We start from the raw sequence: 24,982 nt of genomic DNA, 5'->3' as shown, positions 1-24,982 counted from the left end.
GCACGAAAACACCGGCGTGAGCCGAGTCACAGTTCGGATGTCCTGTCCCTTCACCCGGGGTCCGGTTGCCGTATCTACTGGCGGCAATGACGAAGACAGGGAGGTGCCGGTGAGGGAACGGCTCGACGTCACGGAGGGCGGGCTGCTGGCGTGCTGCGCGTCCCGCCGCTGGGCCGCCGAGGTCGCCGCCGGGCGGCCGTACGCGGATCTCGCGGGGCTGCGGGCGGCGTCGGCGAAGGCGCTCGCCGGCCTGGCCTGGGCCGATGTCGAGGAGGCGCTGGACGCGCATCCCCGGATCGGCGACCGGCCGAGGAGCGGCGGCGACCGGCTGAGGAGCGGCGGCGACCGGCCGGGGAGCGGCGACCGGGAGGCGGCGTGGTCGCGGGGCGAGCAGTCCGGGATGGACGCGGCGGCCGCGGAGCTGCGGACGGCGCTGGTCGAGGGCAACCGGGCCTACGAGGAGCGGTTCGGGCACGTCTTCCTCATCTGCGCGACCGGCCTCAGCGCCGCCGAGATGCTCGGCGCGCTGCGGGAACGCCTGGGCAACGACGCAGAGGCCGAACGGGCGGTCGTCCGGACGGAGCTGGCGAAGATCGTCGACCTGCGGCTGGCGAAGCTCGCCGCGGAGCCGGCGGAGGGGGAGCGATGAGCCTGTCGACGCACGTGCTGGACGCGGCGAAGGGCCTGCCGGCGGCGGGCGTGGCGGTGCGGCTGGACCGGCGGGAGCCGGACGGGTCGTGGACGACGATCGCCGAGGCCCGCACCGACGCCGACGGCCGGATCAAGGAGTGGGACGCCGAGCCGGGCGCGGGCGTGCACCGGCTGACGTTCGACACCGCCGGCCTGTCCGACTTCTTCCCGGAGGTCACCGTCGCGTTCGCGATCGGCGACGCCGGGCGGCACCACCACGTCCCGTTGCTGCTGAGCCCGTTCGCCTACTCGACCTACCGAGGGAGCTAACCCGATGGCCATCGTTCTCGGCCCCAACCGCTACGGGAAGGCGGAGGTCCGCGTCGTCCGCGTCACCAGGGACGGCGGGACGCACCGCATCCGGGACCTGAACGTCGGGGTGTTCCTGTCCGGCGACATGGACGAGGTGCATCTGACCGGCGACAACGCCGCCGTGCTGGCGACCGACACGCAGAAGAACACGGTGTTCGCGTTCGCGAAGAAGTACGGGATCGGGGAGCTGGAGGAGTTCGGGCTGCTGCTGGCGCGGCATTTCGTGGATTCGCAGCCGACCATTCACCACGCCCGCGTGCAGCTCGAGGAGTACGCCTGGGATCGCATCACCGGCCCGCACTCGTTCGTGAAGGGCGGCACGGAAGTACGGACGGCGGTGATCCACAGCGACGGATCGGACGGCGCCGAATCGGTGGTCTCGGGATTGACGGACCTGACCGTCCTGAACTCGACGGGCAGCGAATTCCACGGGTACGTCGAGGACGAGTTCACGACGCTCGAACCGACCGACGACCGGATCCTCGCGACGGCCGTGACGGCGCAATGGCGGCATCGCGGCACCGACTCGAAATGGGACGCGTCCTACGCGGCCGCCCGCAAAGCCCTCCTCGACGCGTTCGCCACGACGCACAGCCTGTCGCTCCAGCAGACGCTCTACGCGATGGGCCGCCGGGTGCTGGAGGAACGTCCGGAACTGTGCGAGGTGCGGATGTCGATGCCGAACAAGCACCACTTCCTGGTCGACCTGGAGCCGTTCGGGATGGACAACGACAACGAGGTCTATTTCGCGGCGGACCGCCCGTACGGGCTCATCGAGGGAACCGTGCTCACCGACGACGCGCCGGACGCCCCGTCCGCCTGGAACTGAGGAGGCCGCGACATGGAGTTCCTGCGCCCGGCGACCTGGGCGGACGCCCTGGCCGCGAAGCGGGAGACGCCGGCGGCGCTGCCGATCCAGGGCGGCACCGACGTCATGGTGGAGATCAACTTCGACGTGCACCGGCCGGCGGCGCTGCTGGACCTGACCCGGGTCCGCGAGCTGACCGAGTGGGACGAGGCGGACGGCCGCCTGCGGATCGGCGCCGGCGTCCCGTACGTGCGGGTGATCGGCGAGCTGGGGGACCGGCTGCCGGGCCTCGCGCAGGCGTCCCGGACGGTCGGCTCCCCGCAGATCCGCAACCGCGGCTCGGTCGGCGGCAACCTGGGCGCCGCCTCGCCCGCCGGTGACAGCCACCCGCCGTTGCTGGCCGGGGACGCGGTGATCGAGGTCGAGTCGGCGGAGCGCGGCGTCCGGATGATCCCGGCGGCCGACTTCTACCTGGGCGTGAAGCGGAACGCGCTGGAGCCCGACGAGCTGATCCGCGCGGTCTGGACCGCTCCCGCACCCGGCCCGCAGTACTTCTCCAAGATCGGCACGCGGAACGCGATGGTGATCGCCGTCTGCTCCTTCGCGGTCGCGCTGCATCCGGAGGAGCGCCGCGTCGGCACGGGCGTCGGCTCCGCCGCCCCCACGCCGCGCCGCGCGACCGCCGCCGAGGAGTTCATCTCGAACGAACTCGACTGGGACGGCCGCGGCCCGCTCACCGACGCCGCGGCGCAGCGGTTCGGCGAACTCGTCCGCGAGGCCGCCGCGCCGATCGACGACGTGCGCGGCACCGCCGACTACCGCGAGCACGCCCTGTCGGTGATGGCGCGCCGCACGCTGACCTGGGCCTGGAACGACCACCGCGCCGAGCGAAGGGAGGCTTCCTGATGCGCGTGAACGTCACCGTCAACGGCTCGAAGGAGACCGTCGACGATGTGTGGGAGGGCGAGAGCCTGCTCTACCTGCTGCGGGAGCGGATGGGCCTCCCCGGCTCGAAGAACGCCTGCGAGCAGGGCGAATGCGGTTCCTGCACGGTCTACCTGGACGGTGTGCCGGCCTGCGCGTGCCTCGTCGCGGCCGGGCAGGCCGAAGGCCGCGAGGTCCGCACCGTCGAGGGCCTGGCGGAGGGGCAGCCGGGTGACGAGCGGCTCGACCCCGTCCAGCAGGCGTTCCTGGAGACGGGCGCCGTCCAGTGCGGGTTCTGCACGCCCGGCCTGATCGTCCAGTCCCATGACCTGATCGAGCGCAACCCCGCGCCGTCCGACGCCGAGATCCGCGAGGCGCTGGCCGGCAACCTGTGCCGCTGCACCGGCTACGAGAAGATCCTGGACGCGGTGCGGCTGGCGGCCCGGCGAAAGGCGAGCGGCAAGTGACGACCATCATCGAGAACGCGCACGTCGTGACCGTGTCCGGGGACGAGCACCCGGGCGGCCACCTCGTGATCGAGGGCGACCGGATCACCGCCGTCGGTGCCGGTCCCGCGCCGGAGATCGCGGGCGCCGACCGGATCGACGGGACCGGCTGCCTCGCCACGCCCGGCCTCGTCAACGCGCACCACCACCTGTACCAGTGGGCGAGCCAGGGCCTGGCCACCGACAGCACGCTGTTCGAGTGGCTCACGACCCTCTACAAGCCGTGGTCGAAGATGGACGCCGAGGTCGTCGCGGGCGCCGCGAGCGCGGGGCTCGGATGGCTCGCCAAGTCCGGCTGCACCACCTCGTCCGACCACCACTACCTGTTCCCGCGCGGGCGCGGCGACCTGTTCGACGCCGAGATCGAGGCGGCGGCGGAGCTCGGCATCCGGTTCCAGCCGTGCCGCGGCTCGATGGACCGGGGCGAGTCGCAGGGCGGCCTCCCGCCGGACGAGGTCGTCGAGGACCTCGACACGATCCTCACCGAGACCGCGGCGGCCATCGACCGTCACCACGACGCGTCGCCCGGCTCCATGCTCCGCATCTCGGTCGCGCCGTGCTCCCCGTTCTCCGTCACCCGCGACCTGCTCGTCCGCTCCGCGGAACTGGCGCGCGACAAGGGCGTCCGGCTGCACACCCACCTCGCCGAGACCCTCGACGAGGAGGAGCACACCAACGAGCAGTTCGGCATGACGCCGACCGAGTACATGGACTCGATCGGCTGGCTCGGCCCGGACGTGTGGCTCGCGCACTGCGTCCACCTGCACGACACCGACATCAAGCGGCTCGCCGAGACGGGCACCGGCACCGCGCACTGCCCGAGCTCCAACGCCCGGCTCGGCGCCGGCATCGCCCGCGTCTCGCATCTGCTGGAGGCGGGCGCGACGGTCGGGATGGGCGTGGACGGGTCGGCGTCGGCGGAGTTCGTCCCGCTCGCCGGGGAGATCCGGCAGGCGATCTACATGCAGCGCGCCCGCTACGGGCCGACCGCGCTGACCGCCCGCCAGGCCCTGGAGATGGCGACGCTCGGCGGCGCCCGCTGCCTCGGCCGCGACGACGAGATCGGCACCCTCGAACCCGGCAAGCTCGCCGACGTCGCGCTGTGGCGGGTCGACGGGTTCCACGCCGCCGTCGACGACCCGGTGGTCGCGTTCGCGTTCGGCGGCACCCCGCCGCTGGAGCGGCTGCTCGTCGGCGGCCGGACGATCGTCGCCGCCGACACGCTCGTCTCCGTCCCGCAGGACGTGGTCGGGCGGCGCGGCGCCGACGCCCACCGGCGCCTCATGCGGCTCGCGGAGGAGGTCCTCTGATGGCGTCCCCGGTGAAGAGCCCCGGCCCGGTCAAGAGCCCCGGCCCGGTCAAGACGCCCGGCCATGTCGTCGCGCCCGGCATCGGCGGCGTCGGCGACAGCCCGCTGCGCCCGGACGGCACCCTCAAGGTCGCCGGCGAGTTCGCCTACGCGTCGGACCTGTGGATGGACGGCATGCTGTGGGGCGCGACGCTGCGCAGCCCGCACCCCCGCGCCCGCATCCGCTCGATCGACATCGGCCCCGCGCTGGCGACCCCGGGCGTGCACGCGGTCCTCACCCACGAGGACGTCCCCGGCCGCAAGGTGTACGGGGAGGACCACACCGAGGACCAGCCGGTTCTCGCGATCGGGGAGGTCCGGCACCAGGGCGAGCCGGTCGCCGTCGTCGCCGCCGACCACCCGGAGATCGCGCGCCGCGCCATGGAGCGCATCGCCGTCGACTACGAGGTCCTGGAGCCGATCACCGACCCCCGGGCGGTGATCGCCGACCCGGAGCGGCTGAAGGTTCAGCCGCTCGGTGGCATCACCCGGCACCAGCCCGTCAGGGTCGGGGATGTGGACGCCGCGCGCGCTCTGGCCGAGGTCGTCGTGTCGGAGGAGTTCGAGGTCGGCATCCAGGACCAGGCGTTCCTCGGGCCGGAGGCCGGCCTGGCGATCCCGGCCGAGGACGGCGGCGTCGACCTGTACGTCTCCACGCAGTGGATGCACAACGACCTGGCGCAGATCGCGCCCTGCCTCGGCCTGGACGAGTCGCAGGTGCACATGACCCTCGCCGGCGTCGGCGGCGCGTTCGGCGGCCGCGAGGACCTCTCGGTGCAGATCCACGCGGCGATGCTCGCCCTGCACACCGGCAAACCGGTGAAGATGTCGTACAACCGGTACGAGTCGTTCTTCGGGCACGTCCACCGGCATCCCGCGCAGATGCGGTACGAGTACGGCGCCACGGCCGACGGGAAGCTCGTCTACGCCGACGTCAAGATCATCCTGGACGGCGGCGCGTACACCTCGTCCACCCGGAACGTCACCGGGAACGCCGCGTCGCTCGGCGTCGGCCCGTACGAGATCCCGAACATCAAGATCGACGCGTACGGGGTCTACACGAACAACCCGCCGTGCGGCGCGATGCGCGGGTTCGGCGCGGTGCAGGCGTGCTTCGCCTACGAGTCGATGATGGACAGGCTCGGCGCGGCCTGCGGGCTCAGCCCGGTCGAGATCCGCCGCCGCAACGCCGTCTCGCAGGGCTCGAAGCTCGCGACGGGGCAGGTCATCGAGTCGCCGGCGCCGCTCGCGGAGATGCTGACCCGGCTGGAGGCCATGCCGATGCCGCCCGCCTGCGACGCGTCCGACATCCGGAACCTGCCGGGCGGCGCGTCCCAGACCACGCACGGCGAGGGCGTCGTGCGCGGCGTCGGCTACGGCGTCGGGATCAAGAACATCTGCTTCTCCGAAGGCTTCGACGACCTCGCCACCGCCCGCGTCCGGCTGGAGGTCATCGGCGGCGAGCCGACCGCGCTCGTGCACACCGCCGCCGCCGAGGTCGGCCAGGGCCTCGTCACCGTCCAGGCGCAGGTCGCGCGGACGGAACTCGGCGTGCAGAGGGTCACCATCGCCCCGGCGGACAACCGGGTCGGCGACGCCGGCTCGTCCAGCGCGTCCCGCCAGTCGTACATGTCCGGCGGCGCCGTCAAGACCGCCTGCGAGGCCGTCCGCGCCGAACTGCTCGCGCGCGCCGCCCGCCGCTACGGCCACGACGACCTCTCCACCGTCGGCGGGAAGATCGTCTCGCGGACGGCCGGGGTGCTCGGCAGCATCGAGGACGTCCTCGGCGACGACGCCATCGAGGAGACCCGCGAATTCCACCACCGCCCCACCACCGGCATGGACCCGGTCACCGGCCAGGGCGTCACCCACACCCAGCTCGCCCTGTGCGTGCACCGCGCCGTCGTGGACGTCGACGTCGACCTCGGCCTGGTCAAGGTGGTCGAGATGGCCGCCGTCCAGGACGTCGGCAAGATCCTCAACCGGCTGTCGCTGGAGGGCCAGATCCACGGCGGCTCCGCGCAGGGCCTCGGCCTTGCCGTGATGGAGGAGATCGTCGTGTCCGGCGGCCTCGTCCGCAACCCGTCCTTCACCGACTACCTCATCCCGACCATTCTCGACATGCCGCCGATGCGGCTCGACATCCTCGAGAACCCCGACCCGGACGCCCCATACGGGCTCCGCGGCGCCGGAGAGCCACCCACGCTCTCCTCCACGCCCGCGATCGTCGCCGCCGTCCGCGACGCCACGGGCAGAGCGCTCACCCGAGTGCCGGTTCGACCGGAGCACATCGTCTCCCCGGAGACCTCCGGCTAGCGATTGATCAACAGGGGCGGCCCGCGCTCCGTTCTCGGGGGACGGCGCGGGCACCACCCCACAACCGCACCCGATCGACCAGTACGGACGGCCCGCACGGGCCGCGCCGGTGGCCGATCACGCCCCCGTGCTCGCCCCGGGGGCGGCCCCGGACCCCGGAAAGAGGGCACGAACCGTGACCGAGACCCAGGAGAGGCTTCCGGAGAAGCCGTCCACCCCCGACCGTTCCGCGCTCGACCGGTTCTTCGACCTGCGCGGGCGGGGCACCACCGTCGCCCGCGAGGTGCGCGGCGGGCTCACCACCTTCGTCGCGATGGCCTACCTGGTCATCCTCATCCCGCTGATCATCGGTGACGCGAAGGACGTCACCGGCGCCACCCTCGACCCCGCGCAGCTCACCACCATGGTCGCGCTGTCGGCCGGGCTGACGACGCTGCTGATGGGCCTGGTCGGGAACGCGCCGCTGGCGATGGCGGCCGGCCTCGGCGTCACCCCGATCGTGGTGTTCCAGGCCGCGCCGCACATGACGTGGCCGCAGGCGATGGGCCTGGTCGTGCTGGAGGGCGTGGTGATCGTGCTGTTCGCGGTCACCGGGATCCGGCAGCTGATCATGGACGCGATCCCGCTCGCGATCAAGCAGGCGATCGGCGTCGGCATCGGCGCGTTCATCGCGCTGATCGGCCTCGTGGACGCCGGGTTCGTCGGCCACCACGACACCGCGTCCACGCCCGTCCAGCTCGGCGTGTTCGGTCAGCTCGTCGGCTGGCCGGTGCTGGTGTTCTGCGCCGGCCTCGTGCTGACGCTCGTGCTGTTCATCCGCAGGGTGCCGGGCGCGATCCTGATCGGCATCGTCGCCGCGACCGTGTTCGCCGTCATCGTCGACAAGGTCGCGAAGGTCGACCCGAAGACGTGGGGCGCGGTCGAGCCGAAGCTGCCGCACTCGATCGCCGCGACCCCCGACTTCGGGCTGCTGTTCAAGGTCGACCTGTTCGGCGGGTTCGGCCGCGCCGGCGTCGTCACCGCGACCGTCGTGCTGTTCACGCTGGTGCTGTCCGGGTTCTTCGACGCGATGGGGACGATCCTCGGCGTCTGCGAGGAGGCCGGGATGACCGACGAGAAGGGCAGGCTGCCCGGCCTCAGCCGCATCCTCACCGTGGACGGGTTCGGCGCGATCGTCGGCGGCGGCGTCAACGGGTCGGCGAACACGGCGGTCGTGGAGTCGGCCGCCGGCGTCGCCGAGGGCGCCCGCACCGGCCTCGCCAGCGTCGTCACCGGCCTGCTGCTCACCGCGCTGATCTTCCTGACGCCGCTCGCCGGGGTCGTCCCGGTCGGCGCCGCCGCGCCCGCCCTCGTCGTCGTCGGCGCGCTGATGATGTCGCACGCCCGCAAGATCGACTGGGCCGACATGGAGATCGCCGTCCCGGCGTTCCTCACCATCGTGCTGATGCCGTTCACCTACTCGATCACGGTCGGCGTCGCCGCCGGCGTGCTCGTCCACACCCTGCTCAAAGTGGCGCGGGGGAAGTTCGCGGAGATCCACTGGCTGCTGTACCCGCTGTCGCTGGTCTTCGTGGCCTACTTCGCGCTCCACCCCATCGAGGAAGCCCTGGGTATCAAGTGAGGTCCGTTCATGCGTGAGATCGCCGATCGGCTGGCCGCCTGGAACGACGCCGGTGTGCGTTACGCCGTGGCCGTCGTGGTGTCCGTGCGGGGCAGCGCGCCGCGCGCGCCGGGCGCGGCGATGGCCGTGTCCGCCGACGGGGAGGCCGTCGGAAGCGTGTCCGGCGGCTGCGTCGAGGGCGCGGTGTACGAACTGTGCCGCGAGGCCCTCGACACCGGCGAGACCGTCCGCGAGACGTTCGGCTACAGCGACGACGACGCATTCGCCATCGGCCTGACCTGCGGCGGGACGGTCGAGGTGCTCGTGCGGCCCGGGCCGTTCCCCGCGTCGGCGCTCACGCATGACGAACCGGTCGCGGTCGCCCACCTGATGGACGGATCAGGCATCCTGACCGTCCATGCGTCCCACCACACCGGGACCACCGGACGCGCCGACGTCGACCAGGCCGTGGTCGCTGAGGCCCGCGCCATGCTCGACGCGGGCCGGACCGGAATCATCTCGGTCTGTGCCGCTCGTGGGGGGACGACCCCCCACACCCCCCGGCAACTGCGCCGCGACGACGTGGAGGCGTTCGTGCACAGCTACGCGCCGCCGCCTCGGCTGCTCGTGTTCGGCGCGATTGACCACGCGGCGGCGCTCGCGCGGCAGGGGAGCGTCCTCGGCTACCGCGTGACGGTCTGCGACGCGCGGCCCGTCTTCGCCACGCCGGCCCGCTTCCCCGGCGCCGACGAAGTGATCGTCGACTGGCCGCACCGGTACCTCGCCGCCGAGGCGGAACGCGGCGCGCTCGACGGCCGGACGGTGGTGTGCGTGCTGACCCACGACGCCAGGTTCGACGTCCCGCTGCTGAAGGTCGCGCTGCGGCTGCCCGTCGCCTACGTCGGGGCGATGGGGTCGCGGCGCACCCATCACGACAGGCTCGCCCGGCTGCGCAAGGCCGGGCTGTCCGACGGGGAGCTGGCGCGGCTGCGCTCCCCGATCGGGCTCGACCTCGGGGCCCGCACCCCGGAGGAGACCGCGCTGGCGATCGCGGCGGAGTTCACCGCCGCGCGCCGCGACGGCACCGCGCTGCCCCTGGGGCAGATCAACGGGCCGATCCACCACGACCGGGCCGCCGTCGCGGCGGCCCAGTGAAGGGAGGAGAGGACGTGCCACCCCTGTTCCTCAACGGAGGCGCGATGCGCGGGGGACCGCTGCATCACCTGCTGGACGGGGCGCCGCTCGTCGCGTCCACCGGCACCGCGCCCCGCTACCGCTTCTACTCGGTCGGCGACCGCTGCCCGGCCCTGTCACCCGTCGCGCACGGCGGCACCCGCGTCGCCGGCGAGGTGTACGAGGTGTCCCTGGACGTGCTGCGCGACCGGCTGCTGCCCGCCGAGCCGTCCGAGCTGGAGCTCGGCGTGATCGAGCTGGACGACGGGTCGTCGGCGCTCGCCATGCTGCTGCGCCGGCCGTACACCTCCTATGTCGGGCTGACCGACATCACCGAACATGGCAGCTGGCAGAGCTACCAGAGTTCTAGGGAGGCCGCATGAACGCGGACCGCACGTGGGCCGTCAACTGCTCGATCCTGTTCACCGACCTGCCGCTGCTGGAGCGGCCCGCCGCCGCGAAGGACGCGGGGTTCGGCGCCGTCGAGTTCTGGTGGCCGTGGCCGGGCGAGCCGGTCCCGTCGGCGTCCGAGGAGGACGCGTTCTGCCAGGCGATCGAGGACGCGGGCGTCCAGCTCATCGGCCTGAACCTGTACGCGGGCGACATGCCGGCGGGCGAGCGGGGCGTGCTGTCGGACCCGGCGCGCGCCACCGAGTTCCGCGAGAGCGTGGACGTCACCGTCCGCATCGCCGAGCGGACGGGCGTCCGGGCGTTCAACGCGCTCTACGGGCAGCGCCTCGACGGTGTCGCCGCGTCCGAGCAGGACCGGATCGCCACGCGGAACCTCGTCCACGCCGCCGGCAAGGTCGGCGCGTTCGGCGGGACGCTGCTGATCGAGCCGCTCGCGCGGGGCCTGAACGGCGCCTACCCGCTGGAGACCGCCGCCGACGCGATGGCGGTCGTGGAACGCGCCCGCACGGCCGGGGCGGGCAACGTCAGGTTCCTGTTCGACACGTTCCACCTGGTCAGCAACGGCGACGACCTGGAGAAGGTCGCGCGGCGGCACGCCGCCGACATCGGCCACGTGCAGATCGCCGACGCGCCCGGACGCGGCCGTCCCGGCACCGGCGGCATCGACTTCGGCGCGCTGTTCGCGCTCCTCGACGAGATCGGCTACCGCGGCCGGATCGCCCTGGAGTACGTGGACCCGCGGCCGGACTTCGCATGGATGGAGAACCACCGAACATGAGCAAGATCGGATTCATCGGGCTGGGCATCATGGGCGCGCCGATGGCGGCCCACCTGGTCCGCGCGGGGCACGACGTGACCGGCTACGACGTCGTCCCGAAGGGCGTGGACGCGCTGGTCGCGGCGGGCGGGTCGGCGGCGTCCGGGGTGCCGGGCGCGGTCGCCGGCGCGGACGTCGTCGTCACGATGCTGCCGCAGGACGAGCACGTCGAGGCCGTGTACTTCGGCCCGGACGGCGTCCTGGAGAACGCCGAGCCCGGCACGCTGTGCATCGACTTCTCCACGATCCGCCCCGAGACGTCCGTCCGGGTCGCCGAGGCGGGGCGGGAGCGCGGGCTCCGGGTGCTGGACGCGCCGGTCAGCGGCGGCGAGACGGGCGCGAAGGACGCCGTCCTGTCGATCATGGTCGGCGGGGACGAGGCGGACGTCGCCGCCGCCGCGCCGGTCTTCGAGGCGGTCGGGAAGACCGCGGCGCGGGTCGGCGGCAGCGGCGCGGGCCAGTACGTCAAGGCCGCCAACCAGCTGATCGTCGGCGGCACGTACGCGCTGGTCGCCGAGGCGATCGTGCTGATGGAGGCGGCCGGCGTGGACGCACGGGCCGGGATCGACGTGATCGCCGGCGGGCTCGCCGCCAGCCGCGTCCTCGACCTCAAGCGCGCGTCGATGCTGGACCGCGAGTTCGCCCCCGGCTTCCGCATCGACCTGCACCACAAGGACATGGGCATCGCGACCGCCGCCGCCCGCTCCGCCGGGGTGTCGCTGCCGATGACGGGCCTGGTCGCCCAGCTCATCGCCGCCGCCCGCGCCCGCGGCTACGGCTCCCTCGACCACTCCGCGCTGCTGAAGGTCGTCGAGGACCTCTCCGGCCGCGCCTCCGGCGCCATCACCGCCTGACCGAAGGGAACACAGACATGCCGAAGATTCCCGTCATGCGGGCGGTGGTCGAGGTCCTGAAGTCCGAGGGCGTGGACGTCGTCTACGGCTGCCCCGGCGCCGCGATCCTGCCGCTGTACAAGGCGATGGAGGAGGACGGCGGGATCGAGCACCTGATCGTCCGGCACGAGGAGGGCGCGACGCACATGGCCGACGGCTGGTCGCGCACGACCGGCGGCGTCGGCGTCGCGATCGGCACCTCCGGGCCGGCCGGCACCAACATGATCACCGGCCTGTACACCGCGCACGCCGACTCCGTCCCGATCCTGTGCGTCACCGGGCAGGCCGCGTCGGACAAGCTGCACCAGGAGGCGTTCCAGGCCGTCGACATCGTGTCGATCGCCGAGCCCGTCACCAAGTGGGCGGTGCAGGTGAGGGAGGCCGCGCAGGCGCCGTGGATCTTCCGGGAGGCGTTCCGGATCGCGCGCAGCGGCCGTCCCGGGCCCGTCCTGATCGACCTGCCGATCGACGTGCAGAAGCAGCTGATCGAGTGGGACGCCTCGATCGACGCGCCGCTGCCGGTCGCAAAGGCGGAACCGCACCGGCCGCGTGTCGAGAAGGCCCTCGACCTGCTGCTGGCGGCGGAGCGTCCGCTGATCCTGGCGGGCGGCGGCGTGATCCTCGCCGACGCGCACGCCGAACTGGTGGAGCTGGCCGAGCTGCTGCAGGTCCCCGTCCAGGCGACGCTGATGGGCAAGGGCGCGATGGACGAGGACCATCCGCTCTATGCCGGTATGACCGGCGTGCAGACGTCGCAGCGGTACGGCAACGCCTCGTTCCTCGAATCGGACCTGGTCCTGGCGCTTGGCGCCCGGTTCGGCGACCGCCACACCGGGCAGCTCGACGTCTACCGCGAGGGCCGGACGTTCGTCCACGTCGACATCGAGCCGACGCAGATCGGGAAGGTGTTCGGCCCGGACCTCGGGATCGTGTCCGACACCAAGCTGTTCCTCCGCGCGATCATCGACCTCGCGCGGGAGCGCGGCGCGGGCCGCCCGGCGGGGGAGTGGGTGGCGCGGATCCAGGAGCTGAAGGCGACGCTGACCCGGCGCGAGGACTTCGACGACGTCCCGATCAAGGCGCCGCGCGTCTACAAGGAGATCAACGAGTTCTACGGGTCCGACACCTACTTCGTCACCGCGATCGGGCTTTACCAGATCTGGGGCGGCCAGCACCAGAAGGCGGCCAAGCCCCGGCACTACCAGGTGTGCGGGCAGGCCGGGCCGCTCGGCTGGGAGATCCCGGCGGCGATCGGCGTGAAGACGGCCCTCGCCCGCACCGAACCGGACGCAGAGGTCGTCGGGATCGTCGGCGACTACTCGTTCCAGTTCCTCGTGGAGGAGCTGGCGGTGGCCGCGCAGTACGAGGTCCCGTTCGTGCTGATCATGCTGAACAACGAGTACCTCGGCCTGATCCGGATGGCGCAGGACCACGGCGGTTATGACATGAACTACGAGGTCGACATCCGCTACGACGAGCACGGCACCGACAACGTCAAGATCATGGAGGCGTACGGCTGCGCCGGCCGCCGGGTGCTGGAGCCCGGCGACATCCGGCCCGCGCTGGAGTGGGCGCGCAAGGAGGCCGCCCGCACCTCCCGGCCCGTCCTGGTCGAGATCATGATCGAGCGGGAGGCCGACACCGCCAACGGCGTGCGGATCGACGACGTCCGCGAGTACGAACCCGTCCCGTAGCCCCGGAAAGGAGGTCCGCGTGCGGGGACACGTGCTGATCGCGCCCGACAAGTTCAAGGGCTCGCTGACCGCCGCCGAGGTCGCCGGACACGTCGCGGCCGGGCTCGCGCGGGCGCGCCCGGACGTGCCCCTCGCGCTGCTGCCCGTCGCCGACGGCGGGGACGGCACCGTCGAGGCGGCCGTGGCCTGCGGGTTCACCGAGGTCCGGACGACGGTGTCCGGGCCGACCGGGCGGCCGGTCGCCGCGTCCTACGCCGTCCGCGACCGGACGGCGGTGATCGAGCTCGCCGAGGCGTCCGGGCTGCGGCGGCTGCCCGGCGGGACCCCCGCGCCGCTGGAGGCGTCCAGCCGGGGGACCGGCGAGTTGATCGGCGCGGCGATCGGGCGCGGCGCGACCCGGATCGTCCTCGGCCTCGGCGGCAGCGCCTGCACCGACGGCGGCGCGGGGATGGCCGCCGCGCTCGGCGCCCGGCTCCTCGACGCGTCCGGCGAGCCGCTGCCGCCCGGCGGCGGCGCGCTGCGCTCGCTCGCCTCGATCGACCCGGGCGGCCTGCCGTCCCGGCTGCGCGGGGTGACGGTCGTCGTGGCGAGCGACGTCGACAACCGGCTCCTCGGCCCGGCCGGCGCCGCCGCGGTCTTCGCCCCGCAGAAGGGCGCGACCCCGGCGGACGTCCGGGCCCTGGAACGCGGCCTCACACGGCTGGACGAGGTCGCCCGCCGCGACCTCGGCGCGTACGCGGCGGCCCGTCCGGGCGCGGGCGCGGCGGGCGGCACCGGGTTCGGCGCGATGGCGTTCCTCGGCGCCACCGTCCGTCCCGGCATCGCCTACCTGCTCGACCTGCTGGGCTTCCCCGCCCGCGTCGCGGGCGCCCGGCTGGTGATCACCGGTGAGGGGGCGCTGGACCGGCAGTCGCTGCGCGGCAAGGCACCGGTCGGCGTCGCCCGCGCCGCCGCCCGGCACGGCGTCCCCGCGATCGCCGTCGCCGGACGGTGCGCGCTGACCGGCGAGCAGCTCCGCAAAGCCCGCCTCCAGGAGGCGCACGCGCTCACCGATCTCGAACCCGACCCGGAGCGGTGCATGGCCGAGGCCGGCCCGCTCCTCGAACGGCTGGCCGAACGCATCGGCCGCGAATGGCCCGCTCTGGGAGGAGCCGCGTGACGTACGACCTGGTGATCCGGTCCCGGCGGGCCGTCCTGCCGGACGGCGAGCGCCCCGCCGCCGTCGCCGTCGCGGACGGCCGCGTCGCGGAGATCGGCGGGTACTCCGCGGAGCTGCCCGCCGCGTCCGACCTCGACCTCGGCTCGACGGCGCTGCTGCCCGGACTCGTCGACACCCACGTCCACATCAACGAACCGGGCCGCACCGAATGGGAGGGGTTCGCGACCGCGACCGCCGCCGCCGCGGCCGGCGGCGTCACCACGCTGATCGACATGCCGCTGAACTCGCTGCCGCCGACCGTGTCGGCCGTCGCGCTCGCGGCCAAGCGTGCCGCCGCGTCCGGAAAGCTGCACGTTGACGTCGGGCTCTGGGGCGGCGCGGTGCCGGGGAACCTGCCGTCGCTGCGGCCCCTGCACGACGCGGGCGTGTTCGGATTCAAGTGCTTCGCGTCCGACTCCGGCGTGCCCGAATTCCCGCCGCTCTCGCCCGGCGAGATGCGGCAGGCGTTCCGCGAGATCGCCTCTTTCGGCGGGCTCGTCATCGTCCACGCCGAGGACCCGTCCGCGCTTTCCGAGCCGACCGACGGGGGATATGCCGCGTTCCTGGCGTCGCGTCCGCCGTCCGCCGAACGCCGCGCCGTCGAGCAGGTCATCCGGCTCGCCGAGGAGACCGGTGTGCGCGCGCACATCCTGCACCTGTCCGCCGCGGACTGCCTCGACCCGCTCGCCAAGGCGCAGTCGGACGGCCTCCCCATCACCGCCGAGACCTGCCCCCACTACCTGACCCTGACCGCGGCCGAAGCCGGCGGCCCGGCGTACAAGTGCTGCCCGCCGATCCGCGACCCCGCGAACCGCGACGCGCTCTGGGAAGGGCTCGCGTCCGGCGTCATCTCCTGCGTGGTCAGCGACCACTCGCCGTCAACGCCCGACCTCAAACAGGGCGACTTCGCCACCGCCTGGGGCGGGATCTCCTCCCTCCAACTCGGCCTGCCCGTCATCTGGACGGCCGCCCGCGCGCGCGGGCACGACCTCGCGTCGGTCGTCCGCTGGATGGCCGAGGCGCCCGCCGCGCTCGCCGCCGTCCCCGGCAAAGGCCGCATCACCGTCGGCGGCGACGCCGACCTCGTCGCGTTCGACCCCGACGCCCCCTTCACCGTCGACCCCGCCCGGCTCCGCCACCGCCACCCCGTCACCCCCTACGAGGGCCGCACGCTCACCGGGACCGTCCGGACGACCTGGCTGCGCGGCACCCCCGTCACCGGCACCCCGTCCGGACGCATGCTGACCCGAAAGGACACTCCTTGACCGACTTCACGGCCCTTCCCGACCTCGCCGCCCGCACCCTCGGCGGCTCGGTCATGGCCGCCAGCGACGAGTCCTTCGAGGAGAAGGAGAACCTGATCAACCCGTGGGCGCCCGCCTTCCGCCCCGAGACGTTCGGCCCGAAAGGCCAGGAATACGACGGCTGGGAGACCCGCCGCCGCCGCGAACCCGGCCACGACTGGGCGCTGGTCCGGCTCGGCCTGCCCGGCGTGATCCGCGGCGTCGTCATCGACACCGCCTGGTTCAAGGGCAACTACCCGCCGCACGCCTCCGTCGAGGCCTGCGCGGTGGACGGCCACCCCACCGACCTCACCGGCGCCGACTGGGTGGAGATCGTCCCGAAGAGCCCGCTGACGGGCGACGCCGCGCACGCCTTCCCCGTGCACGCCGAACGCCTCTTCACCCACGTCCGGCTGAACATGTTCCCGGACGGCGGCATCGCCCGCCTGCGCGTGCACGGCGACGTCGTCCCGGACCCGGCCTTCCTCACCGGCCTGACCGTCGACCTCGCCGCACTGGAGAACGGCGCCCGTGTCGTCGAATGCTCGAACATGTTCTATTCGTCGCCCGACAACATGCTCTTCCCCGGCCTGGCCCGCAACCAGGCCGAAGGCTGGGAAACGGCCCGCCGCCGAGAACCCGGCAACGAATGGGCCCTCATCCGTCTCGCCGCTCCCGGCACCATCCACATGGCCGAGATCGACACCACCAACCTGAAATTCAACGCCCCCGCCGAGGTCTCCCTCACCACCGCCGACGGCACCCCCCTCCTGCCGCGCACCCGCCTCCAACCCGACGCCCGCCACCGCTTCCGCCTCGAAACCCCCGAGGTAGACCACGTCCGCGTGAACATCTACCCCGACGGCGGCCTGGCCCGCCTCCGCCTATGGGGCCCCCTGACCCCCACCGCCGAAAAGGCCCTCACCACCCGCTGGACCACCTTGCACCAAAAACCCTAATCCGCCTCGGTCCTGAAGATCCTCGCGGCGCGGGGCCTGGCGGTGTCCGATGAGGTGCGCGAGCGCGTCCTGGGCTGCCAGGAGGAGAGCCAGTTGGACGACTGGCTGATCCGCGCCGGCACGGTAACCTCAGCCGAAGACCTCTTCACGTAACCCCCGGCTCCCGCGGGCCCGCTTTGGGCGGGCCCGGCCTTAGGGGGCCTTGTTGTTGACGGGTGTTTGTCGGGGGCCTTGGGGCGGCCGGTCAGTTCTCGGCGGGTTCTTCTTCCAGGAGGTCGTCGAACTCGCCGTCCTTGACGCCCGCGATGAAGGCGTCCCACTCGGCCTCGGTGAAGTAGAGGATGGGGCCGTCGGGCTTCTTCGCGTCGCGCATCACGACGGCGCGTTCGCCGAAGTCCTTGTGCTTGACGGGAACGTCCTTGCCGTCGATGAACTCGATGATGACCCCGTCGCTGAGGATCGGTTCCTGCTCGGTCACTGGCACACCTTCTTCGTCCGCTCCGGTCGCGTCCAAGGGTAATGGGCGGTGACCCGCCGCACATCCCAAAGCGGCGCCGCGAACGCCGCGGGCCCGATCGGCGAAGCAGGGGTGACCATCCACCCGGAAGGCAGGACATGAACCGAGAGATCTGGACATGGCCGCGGTGACCTCGGCGCGGGACCCGCGCACCGAGGGGGACGGCGAGATCATCGCGCGTTCCCGGGACGAGCCGGAGTGCTTCGCCGGCGTGTTCGACCGGCACTACGGCGCCATCCACGGGTACGCGGCGCGGCGGCTCGGCGCGGGCCTCGCCGACGACGTGGCCGCCGAGACGTTCCTCATCGCCTTCGACCGGCGCGGGAACTACGACGTCGCGCGCGGCGACGCGCGGCCCTGGCTGTACGGGATCGCCTCCAACCTCGTCTCCCGGCACCACCGCGCCGAGGTCCGCCAGTACCGGGCCCTCGCCCGCACCGGCGCGTCCGACGTCGCCGAAGGGCACGCCGAGCGGGTCGCCGGACGGCTCGACGCGCAGGCGGCGCGCGGCGCGCTGGCGGCGGCGCTGGGCTCGCTGGCCGCCGGCGACCGGGACGTCCTGCTGCTGGTCGCGTGGGCGCAGCTCGGCGTGCGGGAGACCGCCGAGGCGCTCGGCATCCCGGCCGGGACGGCGCGGTCCCGGCTGCACCGGGCCCGCAAGAAGATCCGCGCCGCGCTGGGCGACACCGACCCGCTCCGAGAGGACCCGAACCGATGAACGACCTGGACATCCTGCGCGACACCTGGGCCGAGCCCGCGCCGCCGTCCGGCGCGGCCCGCGCCTCGGCCCGCGCCGCGCTGCTGGAACGCGCCGCCGGGTCCCGCCCGGAGCCCCGCCCGGCGCGGCGGGTCCGGCTCCGGCTCCCGCGCCCGGCGGTCCGGCTGGTGGCGGTCGGCGTCCTCGCCGCCGCGGTGGCGGTGGGCGTCACCGTCGTCCAGTCGGGCGGCACGGACGGGCACGGCCGGCCCCGGCCGGTGCTGCCCGGCATCCCGGCGGGCCCGGTGGCCAACGCGTCCGAGGCGCTGGAGCGGGCCGCGCAGGCGGCGGAGCGGCGCCCGTTCACCCCGCCGAGGCCCGACCAGTGGGTGTACGTCGAGTCGCGGGTGCGCAGGGGCGACACCCCCAACGGCCCCGTCTCCAAGGGCAGGACGCTGGTGACGCGCGACTGGAAGCGCGCGGACGGCGAGAAGGTGGCGGGCCTGGAGCACGGCAAGATCGTGTTCGCGGACACGATGCCGACGACGCCGCCGTCCGACTACGCCTCCCTCGCGGCGATGCCGACCGCCCCGGACGCCCTGCTGCGCTGGCTCTACCAGCAGATGGGCGGTCTCGGCGACACGGCGGAGGGCCGGTACGAGACCGCGTACTCGATGCTCGGCGCCGTGCTGCGCGACAACCTGCTCCCGCCGAAGACGGAGGCGGCGGTGTTCCGCGCGCTCAAGCAGATCCCGGGCGTGACGCTGGCGCGGGCGCCCGTCCAGGGCCGTCCGGCGCTCGCGCTCGCGCGCCTTGAGGAGGGCTGGCTGCACGAGGAGCTGATGCTCGACCCGAACACCTACCGGTACCTGGGCGAGCAGTCGGTCGCCGTCAAGAACCACACCGACCACGGCGACGACGGGAATCTCGCGGTGAAGAAGGGCGACGTCCTCAACATGACGATCCGCCTCAAGACCGCCATCGTCGACGCCCCCGGCCAGCAGTCCTGATTCCGGCCCGGTCGAACCGGTGCGAAAAGCTCTCGACCGTGACGGGGTTCCCAGGGGGCCGTCCCCCTGGGAGCCCGGGTCAGACCAGCAGGCGGTCGGCGGAGATCTCCAGGCGGGCCTGGATCTCGTCGGCGGTGGCCTGGCCGCGGAGCATCTCGATCATCTCCATCGTCCAGACGGCGGACAGTGCCCGGGCGACGACGCGGCGGCGGTCGTCGGCCGGGATGTCGCCGGTCGGGCCGACGGCGGCGCGCAGCATCAGGTTCGTCATCCGGTCGCTGAAGTCGGTCTTGACGTCCGACAGCAGCAGGGAGCGGATCAGCGCCTCGGCGAGCTCGGGTTCGCGCATCAGCCCGCGCGTGGCGCGCATCAGCACCTCGACGGTGCGCTCCGCGGGGGCGCCGCCGCGCGGCGGGCGGCGCTCGATGCTGCGCTCCAGGAGGTCGATCTCCTCGCTGACGACCGCGACGACCAGGTCCATCTTGGACGGGAAGTAGCGGTAGAGGGTGCCGAGGGCGACGCCGGCGCGCTCGGCGACGGTGCGCATCTGCATCGCCTCGATGCCGCCGCGCGAGGCGAGCGCGGCGGCGGCCTGGACGATACGCTTGCGCCGCTGGTGCTGGCTGCGCGAGCGCACGCCCTGCCCCGCGGCCTGGCCCGCCCGCCGGTCCGCCGCGGGACCGCCCGAGGGCTCGTCCCCGGTCACTGTCGGCTCTGCGGTCACGGTCATCCTCCTCGCGCGGGCGCCCGTTGCGCCGCCGCTCCGGCCTCAAGCGTACAGCCCAGGCGAGAACCTGTTATCTGATCGGCCCGGGGGCGGTCGCCGGACCGGTGTCCGCGGGGCGGTCACCGATCCCTTACATGCTAGGTGAATCCCCATTTCGCGGGCGATGATCACACCCCTGGACACAGACTAGAATCTGTTCTACTTTTTCGCCGTGGGCGTCCGTCCGGCCGGCCGCGCCGCCAGGAAGGGAGCGGATGAGTGGACTTCAACCTCGACGAGGCCCAGCAGGAGCTGAAGGGGCTCGCGGCGGACCTGCTCGCACGTGAGGCCGCGCAGGAGCGGCTGGAGGCGTTCGAGAAGAGCGGCGCCCCCTACGACGCGGCGGCCTGGAAGGCGTTCGCGCAGGCCGGCCTGCTCGGGGCGGTGCTGCCCGAGGACGCCGGCGGCGCGGGGCTCGGGCAGATCGAGCTGGCGGTGATCCTGCGCGAGGTGGGCGCGCGGACGGCGCCGGTCCCGGCGTACGCGTCGCTCGCGCTCGCGGCCGTCCCGATCGCCGCGCACGGCACCGCCGAGCAGCGCGCGCTGCTGGCGCCGCTGGCCGCTGGCGAGACCGTGCTGACCGGCGCGTACCGGGAGGTCGGACCCGCCGGCGAGGTCGCTTCGACGGCCCGCCGCGACGGCGACGGCTACGTGCTGGACGGCGTGAAGACGTTCGTCCCCTACGCGCGGGAGGCGGCGCGGATCCTGGTCCCGGCGCGGGTCGAGGGCGCGGGCGTCGGGGTCTTCCTCGTCGAGCCGTCCGCCGTGACGATCACGCCGCAGCCGTCCGAGACGACCGAGCCGCTGTCGCGGGTCGCGCTCGACGGCGTCCGGGTGGGCGCCGACGCCCTGCTCGGCGCGGCCGCCGACGGCGCCGCCTGGGACACCCTGCGGCTGACCGCCGTCGCGGGCGCGGTCGCGCTGTCGTCCGGCGTCATCGAGGGCGCGCTGGAGCTCACCAAGGAGTACACCAAGACGCGTGAGCAGTTCGACCGTGCGCTCGCGCAGTTCCAGGCCGTCACGATGCAGGTCAGCGACGTCTACATCGCGAAACGGGCCTTGGACGTGGCCGTCTGGGCGGGGGTGTGGCGGCTCGCCGAGCGCGCCGCCGACGCCGAGGAGCTGCTCACCGTCGCGGCCTACAACGCCTGCGACCCCGTCGTGAAGGCGCTCTACACCTGCCAGCACCTGCACGGCGGCATCGGCCTGGACATCACCTACCCGCTGCACCGCTACTTCGCCTGGGGCAAGCACGCCGGGCACCTGCTCGGCGGCGCGGAGGACCGGCTCGACGCGCTCGGCGCGCTCATCGCCCAGGAGGCCTGAATGTTCATCGACCTGACCGACGAGCAGAAGAAGCTCCGCGCCGAGCTGCGCGAGTACTTCGAGAACTGCCTGACGGCCGAGCAGCGCGCCGCGATCGCCGCCGACCCGTTCGGCCCGCCCTACCTGGAGCACTGCAGGCGCCTCGGGCGCGACGGGATGCTCGGCGTCGCGCTGCCGAAGGAGTACGGCGGCCGCGGGTTCGGCCCGGTGGAGCAGACCATCTTCGCCAACGAGATCGCCCGCGCGGAGGTCACCTACCCGCTGATCACGCTGAACTCCGTCGCGCCGACGATCCTGCAGTACGGCTCGGACGAGCACAAGGAGTTCTTCATCCCGCGCATCCTCGCGGGCGAGTGCCACTTCGCGATCGGCTACAGCGAGCCGGGCGCCGGCACCGACCTCGCCGCGCTGCGCACCACCGCCGTCCGGGACGGCGACCAGTACGTGGTGAACGGCCAGAAGATCTTCACGTCCGGCGCGCAGACCGCCGACTACGTGTGGCTCGCCGCGCGCACCGACCCGTCCGCGAAGAAGCACAAGGGCATCTCGATGCTCATCGTGGACTGCGCGGACCCGGGGTTCTCCTGGACGCCGATCATCACGATGGACGGCGCGCACCACACCAACTCCACCTACTTCCAGGACGTCCGCGTCCCCGCCGACATGCTGATCGGCGGGGAGAACAACGGCTGGGACCTGATCGTCAACCAGCTGAACCACGAGCGGGTCACGCTCGGCCCGGCGGGCAACATCGGGCACACCCGCAACCGGTTCGAGCGCTGGGCGCGCGCGACGCCCGGACGCGACGGCCGGCCGCTCATGGAGGAGCCCGCCGTCCGGCGCGCGCTGGCGCAGGTGCACGCCTACCTGCGCGTCAACGAGATCCTCAACTGGCAGGTCGCGGCGAACCAGGACCTCGGCTGGCTGGGCGCGGCCGACGCGTCCGCCACGAAGATCTACGCTTCGGAGCGGGTGCAGGAGGTCGGCCGGATCGTCGGGGACGTGCTCGCCCGGTACGGCGACCCGGGCCACCCGGCCACGGCCGAGTTCATGAGGGTGACCGACCGGATGGCCAAGGGCGCGCTCGTGCTGACGTTCGGCGGCGGGGTCAACGAGATCCAGCGCGAGCTGATCGCGATGATCGGCCTCGGCCTGCCGCGCGCTCCGCGCTGACCGGGACGGGGAGAGCCGGTGCACGACGAACTGACGGCCCTCGCCGGGCGGCTGGCCGCCGCCGGCGGGCAGGACGCGCTGCCCTGCCCCGACCCGGTGAACGCCGCGATGATCCGGAACTGGACGCAGGCGCTCGGCGACACCGGGACCTGGGACGACGTCGCGCCGCCCGCGATGATCCAGGTGTGGTCGATGCCGGGTCTGGTCCGCCGGCCGGACCAGAAGGGCGTCGCGGACGATCCGCTGCGGCTGCTGGAGGACAACGGCTACACCGGCATCGTCGCGACCAACTGCGACCAGACCTACGACCGCTACGTGAAGGTCGGCGAGCGGTTGCGGACGCGGATGCGCTTCGGCGGTGTCACCGGCCCGAAGAAGACCGCCATGGGCGAGGGCTACTTCGTCACCTGGTACCAGTCCTGGTACGACGAGAACGACGAGCGCGTCGCCGAGATGCTGTTCCGGGTGCTGAAGTTCAAGCCGAACAAGAAGCAGCCCCCGGCACCGGGTGGCAAGTATCCGCTGCAACCCGCGATCGGTCGCGACACCGCGTTCTTCTGGGACGGCGTCGACGCGGGCGAACTGCGCATCCAGCGGTGCGCGGACTGCGGTGCGCTCCGCCACCCGCCCGGCCCGATGTGCCCGAAGTGCCAGTCGCCGAACCGCGACTACGTCGTGGCGAGCGGGCGCGGCGAGGTGCACAGCTACGTCGTCCACCACCACCCGCCCGTCCCCGGCCGGACGCCCCCGTTCGTCGTCGCGGTCGTGGAGCTGGAGGAGGGCGTGCGGATCGTCGGGAACGTCAACGGCTGCGCGCCCGACGACGTGAAGGTCGGCATGCCCGTCCGGCTGGTCTTCGAGCGGATGGACGACGAGCTCGTCCTCCCGCAATGGACCCCGGCGGACGCGCCACCGCCGCCGGAGGAGCCCGCCGCCCCACCCGCCGCCGAGGCTCCGGCGGCGGACGGGCTGCGCATCGAGCTGACGCCGACGTTCATCATCTCGACGGCCATCGCGACGCGCGACTTCATGCCCGTCCACCACGACCCCGCGCTGGCGCGCGCCCAGGGCTCGAAGGACATCTTCGTCAACATCCTGACCAGCGTCGGGCTCGTCCAGCGGTACGCGCTGGAGACCGTCCCGGACGCGGCGCTGGAGAGCATCGAGGTCCGCCTCGGCGCCCCCGCCTACGCCGGCGACACCCTCACCCTGACCGGCGACCGCGTCGACGAGCGCACCCTCCGCGTCCGCGGCGCGGTGAGCCTCGGCGACCACCTCACCGCCACGGTCCGCTTCAGGGGGGACGCGGAATGAGCCTGTCCGGAAAGGCCGCCATCGCCGGGATCGGCGCGACCGAGTTCTCCAAGGAGTCGGGCCGCTCCGAGCTGCGGCTCGCCGCCGAGGCGTGCCTGGCCGCGATCAAGGACGCGGGCCTGGCCCCGTCCGACGTCGACGGCCTCGTCACCTACACCGCCGACGCCAACTCCGAGATCGCCGTCCAGCGCGAGCTCGGCATCCCCGCGCTGCGGTTCTTCTCCCGCGTCGACTACGGCGGCGGCGCCGCCTGCGGCACCGTCGCGCACGCCGCGATGGCCGTCGCGACCGGGCAGGCGAACGCGGTGCTGTGCTACCGGGCCTTCAACGAGCGCTCCGGCCACCGCTTCGGCCAGGCCGCCCCGTCGGCCCGCGCCGACGCGACCGGCCTGGAGTTCTCCTGGCACCTGCCGTTCGGCTTCGCGACCCCCGCCGCGTGGGTGGCGATGCAGGCCCGCCGCTACATGCACGACTACGGCGCGACCAGCGAGGACTTCGGACGCGTCGCCGTCGCGATGCGCCGCCACGCCGCCGCGAACCCGGCCGCCTGGTTCCACGGGCGCCCGATCACCCTGGAGGAGCACCAGGCGTCCCGCTGGATCGTCGACCCGCTCCACCTGCTGGACTGCTGCCAGGAGTCCGACGGCGGCGTCGCGGTCCTGGTCACGTCCGTGGAACGGGCCCGCGACCTGCCCCACCCGCCCGCCGTCATCGCCGCGGCGGCCCAGGGGACGGGCCCGGACCAGATGATGATGTTCGGCTACTACACCGGCGAGCTCTCGGCCCTCCCGGCCATGGGCACCGTCGGCGGCACGCTGTGGGCGCAGTCGGGGCTGACCCCCGATGACGTCCAGACGGCGATCCTCTATGATCATTTCACCCCGTTCGTCCTGGTTCAGCTGGAGGAGCTCGGCTTCTGCGGCCGCGGCCAGGCGAAGGACTACATCAGGGACGGTGGCATTGAGCTCGGCGGCAGGCTTCCGGTCAACCCCCACGGGGGTCAGCTGGGTGAGGCGTACATCCACGGCATGAACGGCATCGCGGAGGCCGTCCGGCAGGTCCGCGGCACCGCGGTGAACCAGGTCCCGGACGTGCACAACGTCCTGGTCACCGCCGGTACGGGCGTTCCCACCAGCGGCCTCGTGCTCACCACCGCGAACTGACGTCACCCGCGTTTGCCCCCGCGGCGGACGGACAGACTCACCCCGAACACCGCCGGGATCCCATGAGGCGCGAACGTCCGCGCC

Annotated in this window: 24 protein-coding genes; 22 read left to right on the top strand and 2 right to left on the bottom strand. The window is 73.2% G+C overall.

The features are described from left to right. Positions 1 to 109 precede the first annotated feature (109 nt). The 16 genes from uraD (at position 110) to alc (ending at position 16,932) form a co-directional block, all read left to right on the top strand. Positions 110 to 649: a 2-oxo-4-hydroxy-4-carboxy-5-ureidoimidazoline decarboxylase gene (uraD, locus tag ACA514_RS09900; RefSeq protein ID WP_375040751.1), complete on the top strand. Its 540-nt coding sequence runs from the start codon at positions 110 to 112 to the stop codon at positions 647 to 649. Beyond that, entirely contained in the window at positions 646 to 960 is a 315-nt protein-coding gene (gene uraH, locus ACA514_RS09895) for a hydroxyisourate hydrolase (RefSeq protein ID WP_375040750.1), read from the top strand. The genes uraD and uraH overlap by 4 nt, the downstream gene beginning before the upstream one ends. A gap of 4 nt (positions 961 to 964) precedes the next feature. Further along, on the top strand, positions 965 to 1,831 hold the full coding sequence (pucL, locus tag ACA514_RS09890) for a factor-independent urate hydroxylase (RefSeq protein ID WP_375040749.1): 867 nt from the start codon (positions 965 to 967) through the stop codon (positions 1,829 to 1,831). A 12-nt stretch (positions 1,832 to 1,843) separates the two neighbouring features. Continuing rightward, positions 1,844 to 2,716 carry an FAD binding domain-containing protein gene (locus tag ACA514_RS09885; protein ID WP_375040748.1) on the top strand — a complete coding sequence of 291 codons (873 nt, stop codon included), beginning with the start codon at positions 1,844 to 1,846 and terminating at the stop codon, positions 2,714 to 2,716. Beyond that, positions 2,716 to 3,201, top strand: a complete 486-nt coding sequence (locus ACA514_RS09880) for a (2Fe-2S)-binding protein (RefSeq protein WP_375040747.1) — start codon at positions 2,716 to 2,718, stop codon at positions 3,199 to 3,201. Before ACA514_RS09885 ends, ACA514_RS09880 begins: the two co-directional genes overlap by 1 nt. Beyond that, positions 3,198 to 4,550, top strand: coding sequence for an 8-oxoguanine deaminase (locus ACA514_RS09875; RefSeq protein WP_375040746.1), 1,353 nt, complete (start codon positions 3,198 to 3,200; stop codon positions 4,548 to 4,550). Before ACA514_RS09880 ends, ACA514_RS09875 begins: the two co-directional genes overlap by 4 nt. Continuing rightward, a complete protein-coding gene (gene pucD / locus ACA514_RS09870; RefSeq protein WP_375040745.1) occupies positions 4,550 to 6,904 on the top strand; it encodes a xanthine dehydrogenase subunit D in 2,355 nt (784 codons plus the stop codon). Before ACA514_RS09875 ends, pucD begins: the two co-directional genes overlap by 1 nt. Before the next feature lie 175 nt (positions 6,905 to 7,079). Beyond that, positions 7,080 to 8,525, top strand: coding sequence for an NCS2 family permease (locus ACA514_RS09865; RefSeq protein ID WP_375040744.1), 1,446 nt, complete (start codon positions 7,080 to 7,082; stop codon positions 8,523 to 8,525). A gap of 9 nt (positions 8,526 to 8,534) precedes the next feature. Continuing rightward, positions 8,535 to 9,659 (top strand): XdhC family protein, encoded by a 1,125-nt coding sequence (locus ACA514_RS09860; protein ID WP_375040743.1) that lies wholly within the window; start codon positions 8,535 to 8,537, stop codon positions 9,657 to 9,659. Positions 9,660 to 9,673: 14 nt separating this feature from the next. Next, complete coding sequence (locus tag ACA514_RS09855) at positions 9,674 to 10,060, top strand: gamma-glutamylcyclotransferase (protein ID WP_375040742.1); 387 nt, start codon at positions 9,674 to 9,676, stop codon at positions 10,058 to 10,060. Next, positions 10,057 to 10,866 (top strand): hydroxypyruvate isomerase family protein, encoded by an 810-nt coding sequence (locus tag ACA514_RS09850; protein ID WP_375040741.1) that lies wholly within the window; start codon positions 10,057 to 10,059, stop codon positions 10,864 to 10,866. Before ACA514_RS09855 ends, ACA514_RS09850 begins: the two co-directional genes overlap by 4 nt. After that, positions 10,863 to 11,759, top strand: a complete 897-nt coding sequence (locus ACA514_RS09845) for a 2-hydroxy-3-oxopropionate reductase (protein WP_375040740.1) — start codon at positions 10,863 to 10,865, stop codon at positions 11,757 to 11,759. Before ACA514_RS09850 ends, ACA514_RS09845 begins: the two co-directional genes overlap by 4 nt. A gap of 17 nt (positions 11,760 to 11,776) precedes the next feature. Beyond that, positions 11,777 to 13,492 carry a glyoxylate carboligase gene (gene gcl / locus ACA514_RS09840; protein ID WP_375040739.1) on the top strand — a complete coding sequence of 572 codons (1,716 nt, stop codon included), beginning with the start codon at positions 11,777 to 11,779 and terminating at the stop codon, positions 13,490 to 13,492. Positions 13,493 to 13,511: 19 nt separating this feature from the next. After that, positions 13,512 to 14,651, top strand: coding sequence for a glycerate kinase (locus ACA514_RS09835; protein WP_375040738.1), 1,140 nt, complete (start codon positions 13,512 to 13,514; stop codon positions 14,649 to 14,651). Beyond that, entirely contained in the window at positions 14,624 to 15,955 is a 1,332-nt protein-coding gene (gene allB, locus ACA514_RS09830) for an allantoinase AllB (RefSeq protein ID WP_375040737.1), read from the top strand. The genes ACA514_RS09835 and allB overlap by 28 nt, the downstream gene beginning before the upstream one ends. Next, positions 15,952 to 16,932, top strand: a complete 981-nt coding sequence (gene alc / locus ACA514_RS09825) for an allantoicase (protein ID WP_375040736.1) — start codon at positions 15,952 to 15,954, stop codon at positions 16,930 to 16,932. Before allB ends, alc begins: the two co-directional genes overlap by 4 nt. Before the next feature lie 244 nt (positions 16,933 to 17,176). On the opposite strand, the gene ACA514_RS09820 is transcribed toward alc, so the two are convergent. Continuing rightward, positions 17,177 to 17,410, bottom strand: a complete 234-nt coding sequence (locus tag ACA514_RS09820; RefSeq protein WP_375040735.1) for a DUF397 domain-containing protein — start codon at positions 17,408 to 17,410, stop codon at positions 17,177 to 17,179. 157 nt (positions 17,411 to 17,567) lie between these two features. Between ACA514_RS09820 and ACA514_RS09815 the strand changes: the two genes are divergently transcribed. Continuing rightward, complete coding sequence (locus ACA514_RS09815; protein WP_375040734.1) at positions 17,568 to 18,167, top strand: RNA polymerase sigma factor; 600 nt, start codon at positions 17,568 to 17,570, stop codon at positions 18,165 to 18,167. Further along, positions 18,164 to 19,156, top strand: a complete 993-nt coding sequence (locus tag ACA514_RS09810) for a CU044_5270 family protein (protein ID WP_375040733.1) — start codon at positions 18,164 to 18,166, stop codon at positions 19,154 to 19,156. The genes ACA514_RS09815 and ACA514_RS09810 overlap by 4 nt, the downstream gene beginning before the upstream one ends. Positions 19,157 to 19,235: 79 nt before the next feature. On the opposite strand, the gene ACA514_RS09805 is transcribed toward ACA514_RS09810, so the two are convergent. Then, the gene (locus ACA514_RS09805) at positions 19,236 to 19,880 is read right to left on the bottom strand and encodes a TetR family transcriptional regulator (RefSeq protein ID WP_375040732.1); all 645 of its coding nucleotides are present in this window, start codon (positions 19,878 to 19,880) and stop codon (positions 19,236 to 19,238) included. A gap of 261 nt (positions 19,881 to 20,141) precedes the next feature. On the opposite strand from ACA514_RS09805, the gene ACA514_RS09800 reads away from it, so the two are divergent. Genes ACA514_RS09800 through ACA514_RS09785 form a run of 4 tightly spaced genes read left to right on the top strand, consistent with a single transcriptional unit; the run spans position 20,142 to position 24,898 of the window. Further along, positions 20,142 to 21,248 (top strand): acyl-CoA dehydrogenase family protein, encoded by a 1,107-nt coding sequence (locus ACA514_RS09800; RefSeq protein WP_375040731.1) that lies wholly within the window; start codon positions 20,142 to 20,144, stop codon positions 21,246 to 21,248. Beyond that, positions 21,249 to 22,421 carry an acyl-CoA dehydrogenase family protein gene (locus tag ACA514_RS09795; RefSeq protein WP_375040730.1) on the top strand — a complete coding sequence of 391 codons (1,173 nt, stop codon included), beginning with the start codon at positions 21,249 to 21,251 and terminating at the stop codon, positions 22,419 to 22,421. It abuts the gene before it with no gap. An 18-nt stretch (positions 22,422 to 22,439) separates the two neighbouring features. Next, complete coding sequence (locus ACA514_RS09790; protein WP_375040729.1) at positions 22,440 to 23,735, top strand: OB-fold domain-containing protein; 1,296 nt, start codon at positions 22,440 to 22,442, stop codon at positions 23,733 to 23,735. Next, positions 23,732 to 24,898 (top strand): lipid-transfer protein, encoded by a 1,167-nt coding sequence (locus ACA514_RS09785; protein WP_375040728.1) that lies wholly within the window; start codon positions 23,732 to 23,734, stop codon positions 24,896 to 24,898. Before ACA514_RS09790 ends, ACA514_RS09785 begins: the two co-directional genes overlap by 4 nt. Positions 24,899 to 24,982 lie beyond the last annotated feature (84 nt).

Source organism: Actinomadura sp. NTSP31 (assembly GCF_041951385.1).
GTDB lineage: Bacteria > Actinomycetota > Actinomycetes > Streptosporangiales > Streptosporangiaceae > Spirillospora > Spirillospora napierensis.
This window is presented reverse-complemented; position numbering and strand designations above follow the sequence as displayed.